Here is a 20,239-nt window from a genome sequence, read left to right as displayed (position 1 = left end):
GAGACTTGAACTCTCACACCTTGCGGCGCCAGAACCTAAATCTGGTGCGTCTACCAATTCCGCCATTTCCGCATCTTTTCCTAAAAGCTTTCATTTAAAAACGCTTAGGAATGGTGGCTACGACGGGATTCGAACCTGTGACCCCATCATTATGAGTGATGTGCTCTAACCAGCTGAGCTACGTAGCCATACCATGTTTCGTTCTTTTCGACTCGTTACCTTATCGTCGGGAACGGCGCGCATTATGCGAAGTTGAGGCAAAGTCGTCAATAGTTTTTTTGAATAAATCCCTAGAAATCAACTGTTCGGTTTCTTTTTAAACAAAGAGGCGTGTTAATGATCGAAAACTGATAACAAAATGACATTAGATTGTGGGTTTTATTTATTTCTGCAGGTTGCGGCAGTAAAAAAGCCAGCAATTGTGCTGGCTTTTAAAGTCAAAGACTTGGATGGAAATTAAACGTTGAAACGGAAGTGAACAACGTCGCCATCTTTAACGATGTATTCTTTACCTTCCAAACGCCATTTACCTGCGTCTTTCGCGCCACTTTCGCCATTGAACTGGATGAAGTCATCATAACCAACAACTTCGGCACGAATGAAACCTTTTTCAAAATCAGTGTGGATCTTACCTGCGGCTTGAGGCGCTGTTGCACCTACAGGGATAGTCCAAGCACGAACTTCTTTAACACCCGCAGTGAAGTAAGTATGAAGAGTCAGTAGTTCGTAACCTGAACGGATCACGCGGTTAAGACCTGGTTCTTCAATGCCCATATCTGCAAGGAACTCTTCACGGTCTTCGTCTTCAAGCTCAGAAAGCTCAGACTCAATTGCCGCACACACAGCAACTACTGCGTTGTTCTCTTTTTCTGCGTATTCACGAACAGCATCTAGATACGGGTTGTTCTCAAAACCATCTTCATTCACGTTGGCGATGTACATGGTTGGTTTTAGAGTCAGGAAGTTTAGGTAACCAACAGCCGCTAGTTCTTCTTTTGACAACTCAACTGTACGTGCCATACCGCCTTCAGACAGTACAGGTAGTAGCTTTTCAAGAACAGTCAGTTCGAATTTTGCGTCTTTATCGCCGCCTTTAGCTTTCTTAGCATTACGTTGAATGGCGCGTTCACATGAATCTAAGTCTGCCATTGCAAGCTCTAAGTTGATCACTTCGATATCTTCGATTGGTGATACTTTGCCAGCAACGTGAACGATGTTTTCGTTTTCAAAACAGCGCACAACGTGACCAATCGCGTCAGTTTCACGGATGTTTGCTAGGAATTTGTTTCCTAGACCTTCGCCGCGAGAGGCACCCGCTACAAGGCCTGCGATATCAACAAATTCCATTGTTGTCGGCAGTACTCTTTGTGGGTTAACGATCTTTGCTAGTGCATCTAGACGTAGATCTGGCACAGGTACAACACCTGTGTTTGGCTCGATGGTACAGAACGGAAAGTTAGCCGCTTCGATGCCAGCTTTAGTGAGTGCGTTGAACAGTGTTGATTTACCAACGTTTGGTAGGCCAACGATGCCACATTTAAAACCCATGATAGTAACCTTATTCAGCTTTGAACGTGTGTAAACGGTTTTGTGCTTTTGAAAGGCCATCCTTAATCAGAATGTCCAGACAGCGAACAGATTCATCTGCCGCTGCATCAAGAAGCTCTTGTTCTTTTGCCGGTGCTTTGCCTAATACATAGCCGGCAACTTTGTCTTTATGTCCAGGATGACCAATACCGATCCTTAGACGATAGAAATCTTTGCAGTTCCCAAGTCTGCTGATGGTATCGCGTAGGCCGTTGTGACCACCGTGACCACCGCCTTTCTTAAATTTAGCGACGCCTGGAGGTAAATCCAATTCATCGTGTGCGACCATGATCTCTTCAGGTTTAATTTGGTAGAATTTCGCTACCGCAGCAATTGATTTACCTGAAAGGTTCATAAAAGTCGTTGGGATGAGTAAGCGGAGATCCTGACCGTTAACCATAATACGCCCACTAAGGCCAAAAAACTTAGCTTCATTTTTCAGCGTCACGTTATGAATACGTGCGAGCTCTTCTACTACCCACGCACCCGCATTGTGACGAGTTTTAGCGTATTCAGGCCCCGGATTGGCAAGGCCGACAAGAAGTTTGATAGGTTGACTCAAGGCTAGGATCTCTCTTGGAATCTCAAAAAGCGCAGTATCATAGCATATAAATCTGCCGACGGGCGAGATGAGGATATAGGGGGAATAAAAAAACACCCCAGAGAGGGGTGCTTTTAAAACTGATTAATCGAAGGCTCGATTAGTTGAACATGGCTGAGATTGACTCTTCATTGCTGATGCGACGAATCGCTTCAGCTAGCATGCGAGAAAGGCTTAGTGTTGTTACCTTGCCAGTTGCTTCCATCTCTTTAGACATAGTAATAGAGTCAGTTACGATAACTTGGTCTAGTACTGAGTTGCCAATGTTGTGTGCAGCGTTACCAGAGAATACAGCATGCGTTGCGTAAGCGAATACACGCTTAGCACCGCGCTCTTTAAGCGCTTCAGCTGCTTTACATAGTGTGCCACCTGTATCGATCATGTCGTCAACGATAACACAGTCACGACCTTCAACATCACCGATTAGGTTCATTACTTCTGATACGTTAGCGCGAGGGCGACGCTTATCAACGATAGCGATATCGATATCACCAAGCGCTTTAGCGGTTGCACGTGCACGAACAACACCACCTAGGTCTGGAGAAACCACAACTGGGTTTTCTAGGCCACGTGCTTGCATATCTTCAAGAAGAACTGGAGTACCGAAGATGTTGTCTACAGGTACATCGAAGAAGCCTTGAATTTGCTCTGCGTGAAGGTCAATCGTAAGAACGCGGTCAACACCAACGTTAGAAAGGAAATCTGCAACAACTTTAGCAGTGATTGGCACACGAGCAGAACGTACACGACGGTCTTGGCGAGCGTAACCAAAGTAAGGGATAACTGCTGTAATACGGCCCGCTGAAGCGCGGCGCATTGCATCAATCATCACTACAAGTTCCATTAGGTTGTCGTTAGTTGGTGCACAAGTCGATTGAATGATGAAAACATCACTACCACGAACGTTTTCGTTAATTTGAACAGCGACTTCGCCATCAGAAAAACGAGAAACAGTTGCATCACCAAGAGAGATGTATAGACGATCAGCAATACGTTGGGCTAGTTCAGGTGTAGCGTTACCAGCAAATAGCTTCATATCAGGCACGGTGGAAACCTCAGGGTTGCGTCCAGTTTTTAAATAGATTGTTTGTGGGCTAAGCGATACTTAGCCAGCGTCTCGTGCAAAGGAGAAAGATTCTTGCCTTTAGCAATAAAAGTAGAGACGGTGTCTGGGAGTTTAGCAAGAACAGCTTCTGCCTCATTTTTGCTCGAAAACTCGGCAAAAACGCATGATCCTGTCCCTGTAAGTCGCGACGGCGCGTATTGTAGCAGCCATGAAAGTTGCTTATCAACCTCTTGGTACAGCATTCGAACAATTTTTTCGCAATCGTTTCCGTAATGGCTGTCAAGAAGTGTTGCCAGCTCACGTTTTGGTGTGTTTCTTGTCAGTTGCGGATGAGTGAAAATGTCGACTGTCGCAATCGATACATTTGGCCTTACCACTAAGTACCATTTTTCTTCTGGTTCTGCCTTGGTCAGTCGCTCACCGACACCTTCTGCAAACGCGGCAAACCCGCGAGTAAAGACTGGCACATCGGCACCGAGCTTCAGTCCAATTTCAGCAAGTTCATCATCAGATAAGTTGGTTTGCCACAAAAAGTTCAGCGCTACTAACGTGCTGGCTGCGTTCGATGAACCACCACCGATACCACCGCCCATAGGCAGCACTTTGTTCAGCTCAATATGAGCTCCATAGCGACAGCCTGACTTTAATTGTAAGGCTGTTGCAGCTTTCCAGATCAAGTTGTCATGCAGAGGTACGCCCGGGATCTCTGGTGAGAGGGTGATTTCACCAGAGTCATTGGCGGTAATGGTTAGATCGTCGCCATGATCGAGAAACTGAAACAGGGTTTGCAGTTCATGGTAACCGTTGTCACGACGACCAGTGATATAAAGAAATAGGTTAAGCTTTGCCGGAGAAGGCCAATGAGTGGTTTCCGTGATCATTCGCTGAGGTTCCAGTTGGAAATAAACAGGTTAATAGAGATATTGCCCTGTGTGAGTTTGATTTTTTTTGGCAGCGGTAACGCCGTTCCCCCGTATTGGACATCCTGATACGTGAGATAGTCGAGTTGCCAAGTTTGTAGACCCACTTGTTTGGTTAGGCGGGCGAGAGTATTGGTTTCACTTAATTGATAATCGTCAGCTTGAGTGGGGCGACCCAGCATCCAGTCATTGAGCTGTTCGACCGGGATATTTAAGCCAGTCAAGCGTTGAATCAGTGCTTGAGATGTCGGAGCTGAATAGCGTTGGTCATCATAGGTCTCAACGGTAGCGCCTTGCGGAGTGGCTTTTAGGTTGAGAGCGGTTTGACCAAGAAAAGTGGTTAACCTCAATTGGGTCAAATCGGCGGAGTATGACCATTGGAAATTGAGTGATTGTCTTTGTTCGGGAGAAATATAGCCCAGTTTGCCCGTAGATTGATAAGCGTCGATTGATGCCAATCTTTGCTGATGAGTTTGCCACTCTACGTTCGTTGTGCTCTCTATGGTGGCACAGCCATTAAGCAAAAATAAGCCTGCAAGTAGAATAACAAGAGAGCGAAAATGTTTCGTCATTGCTGATTATTTATCCAGTTTTGCCCAAAGTTAGGCCTCACTATATCACTGAAATCACGAACTCAAGAAAACATATCCTTATTCCCCTTTCAATAAACGGGGGCATCAAGTAAAATTCCGACCTTATTTGTCCATATCTGAATCAGAGAATCCAAGATACATGTCTTTGCTTGCTATAGGTATCAACCACAATACGGCCTCAGTCGAACTGCGTGAAAAAGTCGCTTTTGGTCCGGATAAGTTACCTGAAGCATTACAACAGCTTGGCCATAACCCTGCTGTGAATGGCAGCGTCATCATTTCTACCTGTAATCGCACCGAAATCTATTGCGATGTAAAAGGTGGTGGTAAAAGCAAGATTATCGATTGGTTGTCGCAATTCCATCAGGTTAGCCCTGAAGATCTAAAACCCAGTCTCTACATCTATGAGGAACAAGCCGCAATACGTCATTTAATGCGAGTTTCGTGCGGGTTGGATTCACTGGTGTTGGGTGAACCTCAGATATTGGGTCAAGTTAAGCAAGCGTATTCAGATTCGCGTGACAACAAAGCGGTTGATTCGTCGATGGAAAAATTATTCCAGAAGGCTTTTTCGGTAGCGAAACGCGTGAGGACTGAAACGGATATCGGTGGCAATGCCGTTTCCGTTGCATATGCAGCTTGTACACTTGCGAAACATATTTTTGAATCGTTAGAAAAGTCGACAGTGTTGTTGGTTGGTGCGGGTGAGACCATCGAGTTGGTCGCTAAGCATCTTGCTGGCAATGGCTGTACTAAGATGATTGTTGCTAACCGAACCAAAGAGCGCGCATTGTCGTTGGCTGAGCAGTTTGGGGCAGAGATTATTGGCTTGCCTGAGATTCCCGAACATCTATCACGAGCAGATATCGTGATCAGTTCTACCGCGAGCCCTTTGCCTATCATAGGTAAAGGTATGGTAGAAAGCGCGTTAAAATCTCGCCGTTTCCAACCCATGCTTTTGGTTGATATTGCCGTGCCACGTGATATTGAGTCACAAGTGGGTGATTTGAATGACGCCTACCTGTACACAGTAGATGATTTGCAGTCTATTGTTGATAGTAATATTGAACAACGCAAGATTGAAGCGATTCAAGCGGAAGCGATCGTCAGTGAAGAAAGCGCGGCGTTTATGTCATGGATGCGCTCTCTTCAGGCTGTAGACAGTATTCGAGAATATCGTCAAACCGCCAATGAAATTCGTGAAGAGCTCCTGAGCAAAAGCCTACAGTCTCTTGCGGCGGGTACTGATGCTGAGAAAGTCTTGCTTGAACTCAGCAACAAACTGACGAACAGATTAATTCATGCGCCTACTCGCGCCTTACAAAGTGCCGCAGAGAAGGGTGAGCCTGCACGGCTTGCTACCATTAGACAAAGTTTAGGTCTAGAGAACTCGTAATCATTACGAGTGTCAGACTTCATTAAACCCCCGAGTTAAAGAAAACTATGAAAGCCTCTATTTTAACTAAGTTAGAAACACTGGTTGAGCGTTACGAAGAAGTTCAACATCTTTTGGGCGATCCTGATGTGATCGGTAACCAAGATAAATTCCGTGCGTTGTCAAAAGAGTACTCTCAACTAGAGGAAGTCACTAAGTGTTTCCAAGCTTATCAGCAAGCTCAAGAAGATCTCGTTGCTGCTGAAGAGATGGCGAATGAAGACGACGAAGAGATGCGCGAAATGGCGCAGGAAGAGATTAAAGAAGCGAAAAAGGCGATTGAACGTCTGAGTGATGAGCTACAGATCCTTCTTCTTCCTAAAGATCCAAACGACGATCGTAACTGTTTCTTAGAAATCCGCGCTGGTGCGGGTGGCGATGAAGCGGGTATTTTCGCTGGTGACCTTTTCCGTATGTACAGCAAGTTTGCAGAGAAAAAAGGCTGGCGTGTTGAAGTTATGTCTTCAAACGAAGCGGAGCATGGCGGTTACAAAGAGATGATCGCTAGAGTGTCTGGTGATGGTGCATATGGGGTACTAAAGTTTGAGTCGGGCGGTCACCGTGTTCAACGTGTTCCTGCAACAGAATCGCAAGGTCGTGTACATACTTCGGCATGTACCGTTGCCGTCATGGCTGAAGTTCCAGAAGCTGAAATTCCAGAAATTAAAGCGGCGGATCTGAAAATCGATACTTTCCGTGCATCGGGCGCGGGTGGTCAGCACGTTAACACCACGGACTCAGCAATCCGTATCACTCACTTACCAACAGGTACAGTGGTTGAGTGTCAGGACGAGCGTTCTCAGCACAAGAATAAAGCGAAAGCAATGGCCGTTCTGGCTGCACGTATTATTCAGGCTGAAGAAGCAAAACGTGCCGCAGAAGTTTCTGATACGCGCCGTAACCTACTAGGTTCAGGTGACCGTAGTGACCGTATTCGTACCTACAACTACCCACAAGGTCGTGTTTCAGACCACCGTATCAACCTGACTATCTACCGTCTCAATGAAGTGATGGAAGGCGATCTTGCAAGTCTGATTGATCCTGTTATTCAGGAACACCAAGCAGACCAACTTGCTGCACTGGCTGAGAGCAACTAATTCCATGTCGGCTGATAACAGTGTTGAAAGCACACTAAAAAAGGCCGTCCAGCAACTTCAAGAGAGTGGCAGTGATTCGCCCTCTCTTGATGCCGCGGTACTTCTTTGCCACGCTCTCGACAAACCGCGCTCCTTCTTACTTACATGGCCGGATAAAATCTTATCCTCGTCAGAACTGACGGCGTTTCAAGTCTTGCTGGGACGTAGGCTTGCGGGTGAACCAGTCGCGTACATTGTGGGTGAACGTGAGTTTTGGTCATTGCCACTAAAGGTCTCGCCAAGTACTTTAATCCCAAGACCGGATACTGAACGACTGGTTGAAATTGCACTGGATAAAGCCTCAAATCATCAAGGTAATATCTTGGACTTAGGGACGGGAACCGGAGCTATAGCGCTTGCACTTGCCTCTGAACTGCCTAAGCGACAAGTGTGGGGCGTCGATTTAAAACCAGAGGCTCAGCAATTGGCTCAATCAAATGCTGATGCGCTCAACATATCTAACACGCGTTTTATGGCCGGTAGCTGGTTTGATCCGATTCCGACTGGTACAGAGTTTGCTTTGATTGTGTCCAACCCACCTTATATCGAGAAAGAAGACCCACATCTGACTCAAGGAGATGTGCGTTTCGAACCACTCAGTGCGCTGGTGGCTGAAGAGAAAGGGTTGGCCGATATCAAGCACATTGCAACTAAAGCGCGTGACTACCTAGCCGAACAAGGTTGGCTGATGTTTGAACATGGTTTCGAACAAGGCGAGGCTGTACGGGAATTACTAATATCACTTGGCTACGACCAAGTGGCTACCTACAAGGACTATGGTGACAACGATCGAGTAACGATCGGTCAGTTCTCATCAGTGAAGTAAGAGAGATTATCAATGTACGAAGGTTTAAAGCATTTCCATCTGTTAACGATTGTTATTAGTGCGACGCTTCTGTCGGTTCGATTTGCGATGATGATGGCGAATTCAAACCTGTTAGAGAAGAAGTTCTTTAAGGTATTTCCACACATCAACGACACCTGTTTACTGCTATCAGGTATCGGCCTGATTATGATCACGGGCTTTATCCCGTTTACACCTGAATCTGCTTGGCTGACAGAAAAAATTACGTGTGTACTCGCTTACATCGCACTGGGCTTTTTTGCTCTAAAACTCGGTAAAAACAAGTTGCTAAGAACATTTTCATTCTTCGGTGCTTTAGGTTGGTTAGCGATGGCTGGCAAAGTCGCGGTAACTAAAACACCTCTGTTCTTTGGTTAATGGTTATTTAGGTTGATATAGTTATGACAACCGATATGTTTGAATTGTTTGATGAAGACTTTGATGCGATGGAGCTGGTTGAAGGCGCATTAGTACTCAATGAAGCGATCAATCCTCAGACTGATGTTCAGTGGTCGAAAGCAGAGCTCAATCGTTTGGTGCAAGAAGCCGAAATTGCACTTGTCCATGAATTTGATGACAAGCAGCGTTTTGACGCCTTGTTGCGACTCTTCTACTATCAGTGGGAGTTTCGCGGCGATAGAGAGAGCTATTTTCATTCAGACAATGGCTTTATCGATAAAGTCCTGCAAAGTCGTAAAGGAATTCCAGTTAGCCTGGGGGCGATTTTGCTGTACCTTGCGAGAAAGCTGGGTTTTCCTTTAGTAGGGGTCACTTTCCCGACTCAGTTCCTACTCAAATTAGAGTGGTATAACGAAAAGCCGTTATACGTTAATCCGTTTAATGGCGAGTATGTTTCTGAACACACCTTGGGTGCTTGGCTTATTGGTCACAAAGGACCATTGGCGAAGCTAGAGACAAAACATTTAAAAGAGACTGACAACCCAACGATTATTGGCCGCTGGTTAGCCTTGCTGAAAAGTGCTCTGTTGCGCGAAGAGCGCTATACTCTGGCATTGAAGTGTACCGATCTAGCGCTGACATTCGCGCCCGATGATCCCTATGAGATTCGCGATCGTGGCTTTATATATCAGCAGCTTGACTGCCATCAAATCGCGTTGAATGACTATCAGTATTTTATCGACCAGTGCCCTGATGATCCGGGGGCTGAATTGTTGAAGAATCAAGTTTACGCCATGAGTGAAACTCAGGTGACCTTACATTAAGTCCAATGTTTAGCCGTTGGCAGATATCGAAATAGAGAGAATAAAATGGAACAGAAAATTGTTCACGTAGGTGACATTCCAGTAGCAAACGACAAGCCGTTTACGCTGTTTGCAGGCATGAACGTTCTTGAGTCACGCGATCTAGCGATGCAGATTTGTGAACACTACGTAAAGGTAACTGAGAAATTAGGCATTCCATACGTATTCAAAGCATCATTCGATAAAGCAAATCGCAGCTCGGTACACTCATACCGTGGTCCTGGTCTTGAAGAAGGGATGAAAATCTTCCAAGAGTTGAAAGACACTTTTGGCGTTAAGATCATTACTGATGTTCATACTGAAGCACAAGCTCAGCCTGTTGCGGATGTGGTTGACGTTATCCAGTTGCCAGCGTTTCTTGCACGTCAGACCGACCTAGTTGAAGCGATGGCGAAAACAGGTGCGGTCATCAACGTTAAGAAACCACAATTTATGAGCCCAGGTCAGGTAGGTAACATCGTTGAAAAGTTTGCAGAGTGTGGCAACAACAATGTCATTCTATGTGAGCGCGGCTCTTGCCACGGTTACGACAACCTTGTGGTTGATATGCTAGGTTTCGGAGTGATGAAACAGGCATCAAATGGTAGCCCAATCATCTTTGATGTGACTCACTCATTGCAGATGCGTGACCCTTCTGGTGCTGCATCAGGCGGTCGTCGTGAACAAACGGTCGAACTGGCTAAAGCAGGTCTGGCGACAGGTATCGCAGGTCTGTTTATCGAAGCACACCCGAATCCAGAAAAAGCGCGTTGTGATGGTCCGTCGGCACTGCCACTCGACAAGCTAGAACCTTTCCTTGCTCAGATGAAAGCATTGGATGACCTAATCAAAGGTTTTGAGCACATCGATATTAAATAAGTCGATGAAGTTTTTTGTAAAGGCTGGTTGTTGAACCAGCCTTTTTTTATCTCAAAAGCATAGGATTATTGATCATGTTTTCACTATGTGTTGAGTAAACGCTAACCGTCACACCATTGCAAGCACGGGGCTTATCTCACAGACAAACGATTGCTTGTGATCATTTGATAAATCAAATGCAACTTTGATGATTTGTTACACATTCGATAGCGGATTATGGTGATCTATCCTACATAAATATGAAATCAGGCTGTCAGGTAAGTGTGGTTAATTTAAACTAGTTCAAGTTTTACTGCTCTTTCAGCACTTTAATCTTCAAGTCTGTCTATTCATACAGAGCAGTAATAAAAAGCAGTGGAAACCCAAAAAGTTCAAAAGGTATGACAATGAAGCAAGGCCTGATCGTAAAAAGCGCAATTAGCGCAGCAATTCTGGCAACTCTAGCTGGTTGTGCAACAGCACCACAACACGAGTGGGAAGCAGATAAAACGTATAAGCTGACAGTTCTTCACACGAATGACCACCACGGTCGTTTCTGGCAGAACAAATATGGTGAGTACGGTATGGCTGCTCGTAAGACTCTTATTGACGAACTTCGCGCTGAAATCGCAGCTGAAGGCGGTAGCTCGCTACTTCTATCTGGTGGTGATATTAACACGGGTGTGCCAGAGTCTGATCTACAAGATGCGGAACCAGATTTCAAAGGTATGAGCAAAATTGGTTACGATGCTATGGCACTAGGTAACCACGAGTTCGATAACCCATTAGAGGTGCTATTCAAGCAGAAAGAGTGGGCGAATTTCCCAATGCTTTCAGCGAACATCTACGACAAAAAGACTGGCGAACGTATGTTCCAGGCTTACCAGATGTTCAACAAGCAAGGCATCAAGATTGCTGTTATTGGTCTAACTACTGAAGACACTGCAAAAATCGGTAACCCAGAATTTATTGGTGGCATCGATTTCCGCGATCCAAAAGAAGAAGCGAAGAAACTGATCGCTGAACTTGAGAAAACAGAGAAACCAGATCTGATCTTCGCTGTTACTCACATGGGTCACTATGAAGATGGCAAACGTGGCGTAAACGCACCGGGTGACGTAGCGCTAGCTCGCTACCTAGACGAAGGTTCTCTAGACATGATCGTTGGTGGTCACTCGCAAGAGCCAGTATGTATGGAAGCGCCAAACGTTGTGAAGAAAAACTTCAAACCTTCTGACGAATGTAAGCCAGACATGCAAAACGGTACTTACATTGTTCAGGCTCACGAGTGGGGTAAATACGTAGGTCGTGCTGATTACGAATTCCGTAACGGTGAGCTTCAAATGGTGAGCTACGATCTAATCCCAGTTAACCTGAAGAAGAAAGTTGAAATTGACGGTAAGAAAGAACGCGTCTTTATCGAAGATGAAATCGCGCAAGATCAAGCGCTTCTTGATTTCCTACGTCCATACCAAGAGCAAGGCCAAGCTCAGCTAAACGTTAAGATCGCTGAGACAAACGGTAAGCTTGAAGGTGACCGTAACGTAGTTCGCTTCCAGCAAACTAACCTAGGTCGTCTCATTGCAACTGCTCACATGGAGCGTGCTAAAGCGGACTTCGCAGTGATGAACTCTGGTGGTGTTCGTGACTCAATCGAAGCAGGCGACGTGACTTACAAAGATGTACTCACTGTACAGCCATTTGCCAACATCCTGACTTACACAGATATGTCTGGTCAAGAAGTGCTGGACTACCTAAACGTAGTAGCGACTAAACCTGTGGATTCTGGTGCTTACGCTCAGTTCGCTGGCATCTCTATGACAGTGGCGAACGGTGAAGTTTCTAACGTATTCATCGGTGGTAAACAGCTTCGTCTCGACGAAACTTACCGCTTCACAGTACCAAGCTACAACGCAGCTGGTGGTGATGGTTACCCTAAAGTAAGTGATCATCCAGGTTACGTGAACACAGGTTTCGTTGACGCTGAAGTGCTAAAAGAGTACCTACAAGCAAATAGCCCTGTAGACGTAAACAAATATGCACCTTCAGGTGAGATTGTTTATAAGTAAGTTGACGACAACGGATTATTATCTTTAATCTAAAGCGCCACTCTTCGGAGTGGCGCTTTTTGTTTCTATACCAGAACAGGAGGGAGTATGACTCCTGCAATCAATCTCGCGAAAAAGAAAAAGGTCGCACACACCATTCATCAATATGAACATGACCCTCGAGCTGATAGCTACGGCCTAGAGGCTGCGGAAGTGCTAGGCCAAGATCCAGCCAAAGTTTTTAAGACACTACTATTTAGTCTCAACGGTGAAGCTAAGAATTTGGCTGTAGCAATTATCCCTGTCGATCAAAAACTTAATCTAAAGTTGGCAGCCAAAGCGGCGAAAGCGAAAAAAGCAGATATGGCCGATCCAGACATTGCTCAGAAAACGACTGGCTATGTGGTGGGGGGGATCAGTCCGTTGGGGCAAAAGAAAGCTCTACCAACGTTTATTCATGTTAGTGCTGAAGAGCAAGAGACCATGTGTGTCAGTGCTGGTAAGCGCGGCTTGGAAATAGAGTTGGCTCCCCGTGATTTGGCGATGCTGACTCGTGCTCAGTTTGTTGAGTTATGTATTTAGTAAGTTGGTCGTGAGGCGAAGGTCTGCCGTTGTGACTGCAAAAATGGCCGGCAGCTCTTGTGCTGACAGGATTGAATAATCGTCCGTCTAAATAAAAGGGTTGGCGAAAAACGCCAACCCTCTCAATTTCTTTAACTCTCGACTCTTGAGTCTATTTCACTTCTTCTTCCATCTGGGCGTTATCCACAACATGGTTTTCGCCAAGATCTTTTGGTAGCAATAGGTTAAGAAGAATCGCAACGATACCACATAGGCTCACACCCTGAAGGCTAAATTCGCCAACACCGAAAGCCATACCGCCAATACCAAACACTAAAGTGATGGCGACGATGACTAGGTTACGTGATTTATGTAGGTCAACATTGTTTTTGATTAGTGTATTCAAGCCGACAGTAGCAATTGAGCCAAACAGCAGAATCATGATGCCGCCCATTACTGGCATAGGGATAGTTTGTAGAACCGCGCCCAACTTACCAACCAATGCCAAAACGATCGCTGCAATTGCAGCCCAAGTCATTATCACTGGATTGAATGCTTTAGTTAGCATGACGGCGCCAGTGACTTCTGAGTAGGTTGTATTTGGTGGAGCGCCAACCATAGAGGCGGCAATCGTCGCAATACCGTCACCAGTAATTGTACGGTGTAGACCTGGTTTCTTGACGTAGTTTTTACCAGTCACATTTGAGATTGCTAGCATGTCACCCACGTGTTCTACCGCAGGGGCAATGGCAACAGGAATCATAAATAGGATAGCGTTAATGTTGAACTCAGGGAAAGTGAAGTTAGGTAGTGCGAACCAAGCTGCCTGATGAACAGGAGTAAAGTCAACAATACCGTAGCCGAGACTCAAACAGTAACCTACAACGATACCGCCTAAGATAGGAGTCAGCTTTAAAAAGCCTTTAGCGAAAACGCTTAGAGCGATAGTTGTAAGGAGTGAAGCCACAGAGATAACCAGTGAAGCGTTCGCATCAATCACTTGAGCACCGTCCACTTTACCTAGTGCCATATTCACTGCTACAGGCGCTAGACCAAGGCCAATAACCATGATCACAGGACCGACAACAACGGGTGGTAAAAGCTTATGGATGATTTCAACACCACGAACTTTAATCAAAGCACCCATCGCTACATACACACAGCCAGCAGCCATTAGGCCACCCATGGTTGCTGGAACGCCCCATGCTTGAACACCGTAAAGAATAGGTGCAATAAAAGCAAAAGAAGAGGCTAAGAAAATAGGAACGCTACGGCGAGTAATCATTTGGAAAAGTAGGGTACCGACACCGGCTCCGAACAGTGCGACACTTGGATCTAAGCCTGTCAGTAGTGGTACGAGAACCAGAGCACCAAACGCGACGAAGAGCATTTGAACGCCTTGAATGGCATTTTTCATGTTGTCATTCCTTTAAGTAGCGAAGCGACGAGTAATGTAAATCACTCGACAAAAATAAAATTCGCGGGATTTTAGCATTATGCCAAACGTTTGCAATCTGAACTCGATCAAATATTTTGCGAATTACTCATAGATGGCCACTATGTATTCAAACGAGAAAGTCGAGTTTGACGACGATATCCTAGACCTTTAGTTGCTCCGACCCCGATAGTTGCTTATCATCGACCTTTAACGTGTAAAAAAACTGATGTTAGGAAGTGTATGCGCCAATTAGCTTTGCTCGTTTTGGGAATGATGGCTTCACCAGCGATGGCTCTGACCAATGTTGACCTATACCGTACTGAAGTTGTTCTAGACCAAACGGTTGAGAATGCCGATGCTCAAGCTCGTGCAGAAGGTATGAAAGAGGTGATTGTAAAAGCCTCGGGTGATCGTGAAGCGATTTCCAATCCTGTCGTTCAAAAAGCACTACAGCAAAGTGCCCAATATCTAGCCCAACTGAGCTATGGTCAGGCGAATGGTGAACAAACATTGCGTATGGGCTTTAGTGCTCCGCATATTCGTTCTTTACTAAGTCAGGCTCAGTTACCGATTTGGCCAGCAGCGCGCGCGAACTTATTAGTGTGGTTGGTTGAAGAAGGGCCGGCCGATAGAAACATTATTTGGGAACACTCTAGCTCTACAGTACTTACTCAAATGCAGGCTCAAGCCGAGAAACGAGGCTTACCGCTAACGGTGCCTGTCGGTGATTTTGACGATATCACAGGTGTTGCTGTTTCAGATCTGTGGGGTGGATTCATTCAGCCAGTCGGTCAAGCCAGTCAGCGCTACCCAGTCGATGCGGTGTTGGTAGTTCGAGCTCAAGGTAACAGTGTTCGTTGGACCTTATACGATCAAAAACCTGCAAGTATTGGCGTGACGCGCCAAGCTCCGTTGTCCGGCTCAAATAACGGCTCGGATGCGGCTGACAAAATGATCAACCAAATCAGTGACTACTACGCGAAGAAGAGTGCCGTGGTGGTTGCAAGTGAGTCATCACAAGCAATTAAAGTACGTTTTACAGAACTAAATGATGCGGTTGGCTTCTTCACACTAGAGAACCAGCTCAAGAAGCTTAGCTCGGTGGCGTCCATTGATATCTTGAAAATTCAGGGCAACCAAGTGACCTTCAATGTTCATCTGCTTTCGACTGAGCAAGAGTTTGAACAGGAAGTCCGCCGTCTTGGTGATCTCGTTCAACGTGAAAGCGTGACGGATATGCCGCAAGTATTGACACCACAAGCACCACCAGTGGATAGCGAATTCGGGGCAGATTCAGCGACTCAAAGTAGCGACTCTGTCGTTCAAACTGAATCCGTTGTATCGCCTGAGGCTCAAGTGACCCCAGAGCCAGAAGTGATTGCGACAGAGATGATTCTAGTCTTTGAATGGCAGGGTAAGCCTTATCAGTACGTTGCGCCTGTCCCAGAGACTGAGCCGGGCCTTGATGCTGAAGGGGATAAAACGGTCAACGACGGCAGTGCCACTGTTATTCAATAGCAGCAAGAAAGGGTCTGATTATTCAGACCCTTTTTTTATTTCTATTTATCTGCCTCAAATCGGGCTTTTTCTTCTTTTTCGACTTTAGATAAGCGCTTCAATTTCATCCCTAGCTCTTTACCTCTTGTACGGGCATAAAGAATGTTGCCAAAGAATGCAATGGTAGTCAGAAGTAACTCGACCACCGCCAGCCAACGTTCCCCATCATCGATATAGAGAATGGTAAAACCATGCAGGAAGTAGAGCATAAGAACAAAGTTGGCCCAAGCGTGCGTGTATGGCTTACCGGCCAAAATGCCGGGGAGGGGAAGCAAGAGTGGGATTGCCCAAGCTATCGCCAATGTTGTACTGCCAATATGAGGATGGGGCGACAAAGAGAGCTGCCACAGTGCGATCCATGCCAACAGTGCGAGATTGCCAAACAAGGCCAACAGACGATACAGCTTTGTTGTGGGTTGCATCTCTTGCATATTTAGTGGTCCTTCATTTTTAAAGCGGTTTGCGCGAGGCGCTTGCCAAGTTGTTGAGAGAGTTCTATTTCATCGTCACTGAGTGCCGAGTTAGAAGTGCTCACCGACGTAGCCCCATAGGGAGTGCCACCTGACTGTGTAGAATGAAGCTTAGGCTCAGAATAGGGAATGCCTAAGATCATCATGCCGTGGTGAAGCAAAGGCAGCATCATGCTTTGCAGCGTTGTCTCCTGACCGCCATGCATGCTGGAGGAGGAAGTAAATACGCAAGCTGGTTTATCGATGAGATCCCCAGATACCCACAAAGGCGTGGTCTTATCCCAAAAGTGTTTAAGCGGAGCCGCCATATTGCCAAACCAAACTGGACTTCCCATCGCCAAACCGTCGCACTGTTTAAGCTCATTCAGAGTGATGGTTGGATCGGCGGGATCAGAGTACGAAGATTCCAGCTCATCAACGGTTCTTAGTACCGCTTCACACTGTGGGATGGATTCCACCCCACGTGCTATTTGTCGCGCAATCGCTCGTGTTGAGCCGTGGCGACTGTAATAGAGAATAACGATTTGGCAGCTCATAGAATATCGAGAACTTGCTCCGGTGGGCGGCCATGTTTCGCTTTGCCATTCGCAACCACAATTGGACGCTCAATCAGTTTCGGATTTTCGGTCATCGCTTTGAATAAGGTCTCATCGTCTGCTGACTTGAGATCAAGCTCTTTATAGATGTCTTCTTTCGTGCGCATCATGTCACGGACGTCAGTGAGTTCAAGCTGAGACATCAGTGTCTTCAGTTGGTCAACACTTGGTGGTGTTTCTAGGTAAGTGACAATCTCTGGCTGAATACCACGCTCTTCCAACAAAGCAAGAGTCTGACGGCTTTTTGAGCAACGAGGGTTGTGATAAATCACGACTGACATAGAGTAATCTCCATTTAATTATTGTAGTGCTAAGAAACGGTCACGCTGAACCATTAGCTGGTCGATTCGAGCATCGTATCTTGCTTGTTTTAAACTGCCAAGCTCTGCGAGTTGACTAGCTTGTGTATAGTATTGGATAGCTTTGTTCCAGTTCGCTTTCAAAGCGAGAATCTCTGCGCGCGCAGCGAGATCCTCATCGCTGAACCCTAAGTGGATGCTTGCTTCCGATAATAGGTGCCAACCATTCACATCATTTGGATTGTCATGGGTATAGCGTTGCAGAACTTTTACCGCTTCAGCATTTTTGTCTTGTTTAAGCAGTGCATTCGCGTAGTTAATAGAAATCACCGCATTGTTGGGAGCGGCTTGCAACGCTTTCAACAGCATGGCTTCGGCTTTGTCGGCTTTGCCCTGAGCAATATAGAGATCTGACATCGCATCAAGGTAGAAGCGATTGTTCGGTTGCTGTTCAAACAGCTTATGAAGGATCGTACTCGCTTGATCCAGCTCCTTGTTATCAAGGTGCACTAACGCTTTGCCGTACTGAAACGCAACCTGAACACTTGGAGCGGCCTTTTTTTCTACACGATTAAACCAATCTTGTGCAGCCTTCGCATCGATACCAGCGTAGCGGGCAACAATTCGCGCACGAGCGAGATGGTAGTCCAATGATGGATCGACTCTTGTGGCGGGATAATTTTGAGCACGAGCTCGGGTATCGGTAATACGATCTTCTGGCAGTGGGTGGGTGAGTAGCATCGGCGGTGGTTTACTCGCGTAACGATACTCTTCTGCTAGACGCCCAAAGAAACGCGGCATGGCGTTGACATCAAAGCCTGCTTTCGAAAGGGTATTGATACCAAAGCGGTCAGCTTCTTTTTCGTTGCTACGGGTATAGTTTATTTGGCCTTGAATACTACCAGCGGTTGTCGCGGTTATCGCAGCGATGCCTGCTTCTGGTGCTGCAATAGCCAGTAAAAGTGAACCGGCAAGAGCGGCCATTGTTGCAGGAGAGCGTCTTGCTTGCTCCTCCATGCTTCGTGCTAAGTGCCGCTGAGTAACGTGCGCAATCTCGTGAGCAACTACCGAGGCAAGTTCACTTTCGCTCTGAGCATGAAGAAACAACCCAGAGTGTAGCGCGACGTAACCACCAAAAAACGCGAAGGCGTTGATGTTACGATCACGAATCATAAAAAAGGTAAACGGGGTTTTCACGTCAGAGGCATTGGCGACCAAGCGATGTCCCAAACTGTCGATGTACTCGTTGAGCACGGGGTCATTAACGATCGGTTTACTGTTGCGTAGCATACGCATATAGGCGTCACCATACTGCATTTCTTGGGCAATGGTGAGCGTGCTGCTTGCGGTAGTGCCAATATCCGGAAGATCAAGGTTGTTGGCCAGTGCAGGAGCAGGAGCGATTAAAGCGGCTGCAACAGACAAGCAGGCCAAAGAACGCATACGTTTAAACATATATTAAAGATGATACCCCGTTGATTTATAAATCACTAAGTGGTTTATTTTAGTCAGTTGACCATACGCTTGGACACTCGAAAAGTAAGATGGTTTCTCGGTCACGTCAGAGAACAGTGCTAAGGTTCCTACTTCGTCGTTTGGCCACTGTGAGCTGATCATTACTATTTGCACTGACGGTTGGAAAAAAACACTATACAATATCTAACCGTAATATTAAGCATCGGGCGAGAGAATGGAACCTAATATTTTGGATTTACGCCAAGAGCGGTGCCCCATGGCGCTTTTACTTGCGAAGCGTCACACTAAAGGGCTGAATCCCGGTGACAACGTTCAAATTCTGATCAGTGATAGCAGTTCAATGAATGATATTACCCGTTTTCTTAAAAAACATTTGTTTCAATTGAATTGTGAACAAATGAATGGTTATTACTCTATGCAAGTGACTAAGGAATTGTATTGAATGTTTGAAATGGTGAGTCGTTGGTATAAACGACGTTTTTCTGATCCACATGCAGTGAGTCTTGTAGCAATTCTTCTATTTGGCTTCATTACCATTTATTTCTTTGGCAACCTTATTGCGCCTTTGCTTGTTGCGATTGTCTTGGCTTACTTACTTGAGTGGCCTGTGGTGCAAATGTCGCGTTTAGGTATTCCGAGGACACTTGCGGTGATCTTGGTGATTTTGGGTTTTACCAGCTTAATGCTCGTCGCGATTTTTGGTCTGGTTCCAACGATCTGGCAGCAGGTAGGCAACTTAATTAACGACATTCCGACCATGTATGTTGGATTACAAGGCTTCATTGCCGAAATCCCACAACGATACCCAGAGCTGGATAGCTTCCAGATTGTAGAGTCAGTGGTTACCAACGCAAAGAATCAAGTGATTGGTATGGGTGAAAGCGTTGTTAAAGGTTCTTTGGCTTCTCTCGTCAGTCTTGCGACCTTAGGGGTCTATCTTATCCTAGTGCCGCTGTTGGTTTTCTTCTTACTTAAAGATAAAGAGGAAATGATTGAGATGGCGAGTGGTGTTTTGCCGCGCAATCGCCGCTTGGCGACCAAAGTGTGGCACGAGATGAATGAGCAGATCTCAAACTACATTCGCGGTAAGGTAATGGAAATCCTAATCGTCGGCAGTGTCAGCTATATCACTTTTGCACTACTGGATCTGCGTTATTCAGTATTGCTGGCTGTGGCTGTCGGCTTCTCGGTACTTATACCTTATATCGGTGCTGCGGCAGTGACTGTGCCTGTCGCGATAGTCGGCCTTTTCCAATGGGGATTAACGCCTCAGTTCTACTGGTTACTTGTGGCATACGGCATTATTCAGGCACTAGATGGCAACGTGTTGGTTCCTGTGCTTTTTTCTGAAGCGGTCAACCTGCATCCTGTCGCGATTATCGTCGCGGTTTTAGTCTTTGGTGGACTATGGGGGTTCTGGGGGGTCTTTTTTGCCATCCCGCTGGCGACTCTGGTTAAAGCTGTATGGAATGCATTGCCAAGCCACGATGAAGAAATACCCGTATAAATAAAG

General features: G+C 46.1%; 21 protein-coding genes and 1 tRNA gene. 11 read left to right on the top strand and 11 right to left on the bottom strand.

What is annotated here, in order from left to right; translation table 11 throughout:
* Positions 1-111: 111 nt before the first annotated feature.
* The 6 genes from ACQEXT_RS19360 to lolB form a co-directional block, all read right to left on the bottom strand.
* Positions 112-188, bottom strand: a tRNA-Met gene (locus ACQEXT_RS19360).
* Between the two features lie 268 nt (positions 189-456).
* A complete protein-coding gene (gene ychF / locus ACQEXT_RS19355) occupies positions 457-1,548 on the bottom strand; it encodes a redox-regulated ATPase YchF (protein ID WP_269376226.1) in 1,092 nt (363 codons plus the stop codon).
* A gap of 10 nt (positions 1,549-1,558) precedes the next feature.
* On the bottom strand, positions 1,559-2,149 hold the full coding sequence (gene pth, locus ACQEXT_RS19350; protein ID WP_138973102.1) for an aminoacyl-tRNA hydrolase: 591 nt from the start codon (positions 2,147-2,149) through the stop codon (positions 1,559-1,561).
* A 139-nt stretch (positions 2,150-2,288) separates the two neighbouring features.
* On the bottom strand, positions 2,289-3,233 hold the full coding sequence (locus tag ACQEXT_RS19345) for a ribose-phosphate pyrophosphokinase (protein WP_138973101.1): 945 nt from the start codon (positions 3,231-3,233) through the stop codon (positions 2,289-2,291).
* Between the two features lie 29 nt (positions 3,234-3,262).
* The gene (gene ispE, locus ACQEXT_RS19340; protein ID WP_426953239.1) at positions 3,263-4,135 is read right to left on the bottom strand and encodes a 4-(cytidine 5'-diphospho)-2-C-methyl-D-erythritol kinase; all 873 of its coding nucleotides are present in this window, start codon (positions 4,133-4,135) and stop codon (positions 3,263-3,265) included.
* Positions 4,132-4,746 (bottom strand): lipoprotein insertase outer membrane protein LolB, encoded by a 615-nt coding sequence (gene lolB, locus ACQEXT_RS19335; protein WP_331418102.1) that lies wholly within the window; start codon positions 4,744-4,746, stop codon positions 4,132-4,134. Before lolB ends, ispE begins: the two co-directional genes overlap by 4 nt.
* A 160-nt stretch (positions 4,747-4,906) precedes the next feature.
* Between lolB and hemA the strand changes: the two genes are divergently transcribed.
* From hemA to ybaK, 8 genes are all read left to right on the top strand, one after another.
* The gene (hemA, locus tag ACQEXT_RS19330) at positions 4,907-6,163 is read left to right on the top strand and encodes a glutamyl-tRNA reductase (protein WP_426953238.1); all 1,257 of its coding nucleotides are present in this window, start codon (positions 4,907-4,909) and stop codon (positions 6,161-6,163) included.
* 47 nt (positions 6,164-6,210) lie between these two features.
* Positions 6,211-7,299 carry a peptide chain release factor 1 gene (gene prfA / locus ACQEXT_RS19325; RefSeq protein ID WP_426953237.1) on the top strand — a complete coding sequence of 363 codons (1,089 nt, stop codon included), beginning with the start codon at positions 6,211-6,213 and terminating at the stop codon, positions 7,297-7,299.
* A gap of 4 nt (positions 7,300-7,303) precedes the next feature.
* Positions 7,304-8,164 (top strand): peptide chain release factor N(5)-glutamine methyltransferase, encoded by an 861-nt coding sequence (gene prmC, locus ACQEXT_RS19320; protein WP_426953236.1) that lies wholly within the window; start codon positions 7,304-7,306, stop codon positions 8,162-8,164.
* 12 nt (positions 8,165-8,176) lie between these two features.
* Positions 8,177-8,560: a SirB2 family protein gene (locus tag ACQEXT_RS19315; RefSeq protein ID WP_269376219.1), complete on the top strand. Its 384-nt coding sequence runs from the start codon at positions 8,177-8,179 to the stop codon at positions 8,558-8,560.
* Between the two features lie 35 nt (positions 8,561-8,595).
* A complete protein-coding gene (locus ACQEXT_RS19310) occupies positions 8,596-9,405 on the top strand; it encodes a SirB1 family protein (protein ID WP_331418124.1) in 810 nt (269 codons plus the stop codon).
* A gap of 45 nt (positions 9,406-9,450) precedes the next feature.
* On the top strand, positions 9,451-10,302 hold the full coding sequence (kdsA, locus tag ACQEXT_RS19305) for a 3-deoxy-8-phosphooctulonate synthase (protein WP_269376217.1): 852 nt from the start codon (positions 9,451-9,453) through the stop codon (positions 10,300-10,302).
* Positions 10,303-10,688: 386 nt separating this feature from the next.
* Positions 10,689-12,350 (top strand): bifunctional UDP-sugar hydrolase/5'-nucleotidase UshA, encoded by a 1,662-nt coding sequence (gene ushA / locus ACQEXT_RS19300; RefSeq protein ID WP_331418107.1) that lies wholly within the window; start codon positions 10,689-10,691, stop codon positions 12,348-12,350.
* A gap of 87 nt (positions 12,351-12,437) precedes the next feature.
* Positions 12,438-12,911 (top strand): Cys-tRNA(Pro) deacylase, encoded by a 474-nt coding sequence (gene ybaK / locus ACQEXT_RS19295; RefSeq protein WP_269376215.1) that lies wholly within the window; start codon positions 12,438-12,440, stop codon positions 12,909-12,911.
* A gap of 151 nt (positions 12,912-13,062) precedes the next feature.
* On the opposite strand, the gene ACQEXT_RS19290 is transcribed toward ybaK, so the two are convergent.
* Positions 13,063-14,307, bottom strand: a complete 1,245-nt coding sequence (locus ACQEXT_RS19290; protein ID WP_269376214.1) for a uracil-xanthine permease family protein — start codon at positions 14,305-14,307, stop codon at positions 13,063-13,065.
* Between the two features lie 261 nt (positions 14,308-14,568).
* On the opposite strand from ACQEXT_RS19290, the gene ACQEXT_RS19285 reads away from it, so the two are divergent.
* The gene (locus ACQEXT_RS19285; protein ID WP_426953235.1) at positions 14,569-15,846 is read left to right on the top strand and encodes a DUF2066 domain-containing protein; all 1,278 of its coding nucleotides are present in this window, start codon (positions 14,569-14,571) and stop codon (positions 15,844-15,846) included.
* 41 nt (positions 15,847-15,887) lie between these two features.
* Here ACQEXT_RS19285 and ACQEXT_RS19280 read toward each other — a convergent pair whose 3' ends face one another.
* Genes ACQEXT_RS19280 through ACQEXT_RS19265 form a run of 4 tightly spaced genes read right to left on the bottom strand, consistent with a single transcriptional unit; the run spans position 15,888 to position 18,705 of the window.
* Positions 15,888-16,316: a DUF2069 domain-containing protein gene (locus tag ACQEXT_RS19280; protein WP_269376212.1), complete on the bottom strand. Its 429-nt coding sequence runs from the start codon at positions 16,314-16,316 to the stop codon at positions 15,888-15,890.
* A 2-nt stretch (positions 16,317-16,318) separates the two neighbouring features.
* The gene (gene wrbA / locus ACQEXT_RS19275) at positions 16,319-16,891 is read right to left on the bottom strand and encodes an NAD(P)H:quinone oxidoreductase (RefSeq protein ID WP_138973087.1); all 573 of its coding nucleotides are present in this window, start codon (positions 16,889-16,891) and stop codon (positions 16,319-16,321) included.
* The gene (gene arsC / locus ACQEXT_RS19270; RefSeq protein WP_331428389.1) at positions 16,888-17,232 is read right to left on the bottom strand and encodes an arsenate reductase (glutaredoxin); all 345 of its coding nucleotides are present in this window, start codon (positions 17,230-17,232) and stop codon (positions 16,888-16,890) included. Before arsC ends, wrbA begins: the two co-directional genes overlap by 4 nt.
* Before the next feature lie 18 nt (positions 17,233-17,250).
* Entirely contained in the window at positions 17,251-18,705 is a 1,455-nt protein-coding gene (locus ACQEXT_RS19265) for a M48 family metalloprotease (RefSeq protein WP_426953234.1), read from the bottom strand.
* 235 nt (positions 18,706-18,940) lie between these two features.
* Here ACQEXT_RS19265 and ACQEXT_RS19260 point away from each other — a divergent pair, with 235 nt between their 5' ends.
* Both ACQEXT_RS19260 and ACQEXT_RS19255 read left to right on the top strand, forming a co-directional pair.
* Positions 18,941-19,168, top strand: coding sequence for a sulfurtransferase TusA family protein (locus ACQEXT_RS19260; protein WP_138973084.1), 228 nt, complete (start codon positions 18,941-18,943; stop codon positions 19,166-19,168).
* Complete coding sequence (locus ACQEXT_RS19255) at positions 19,169-20,233, top strand: AI-2E family transporter (protein ID WP_138973083.1); 1,065 nt, start codon at positions 19,169-19,171, stop codon at positions 20,231-20,233.
* Positions 20,234-20,239: the final 6 nt, after the last annotated feature.

The sequence above is a fragment of the Vibrio sp. TRT 29B02 genome, from assembly GCF_050113655.1.
In the GTDB taxonomy this organism is placed as follows: Bacteria; Pseudomonadota; Gammaproteobacteria; order Enterobacterales; family Vibrionaceae; genus Vibrio.
The sequence above is the reverse complement of the archived record's forward strand: the minus strand, read 5'-3'. Positions and strand labels throughout refer to the sequence as shown.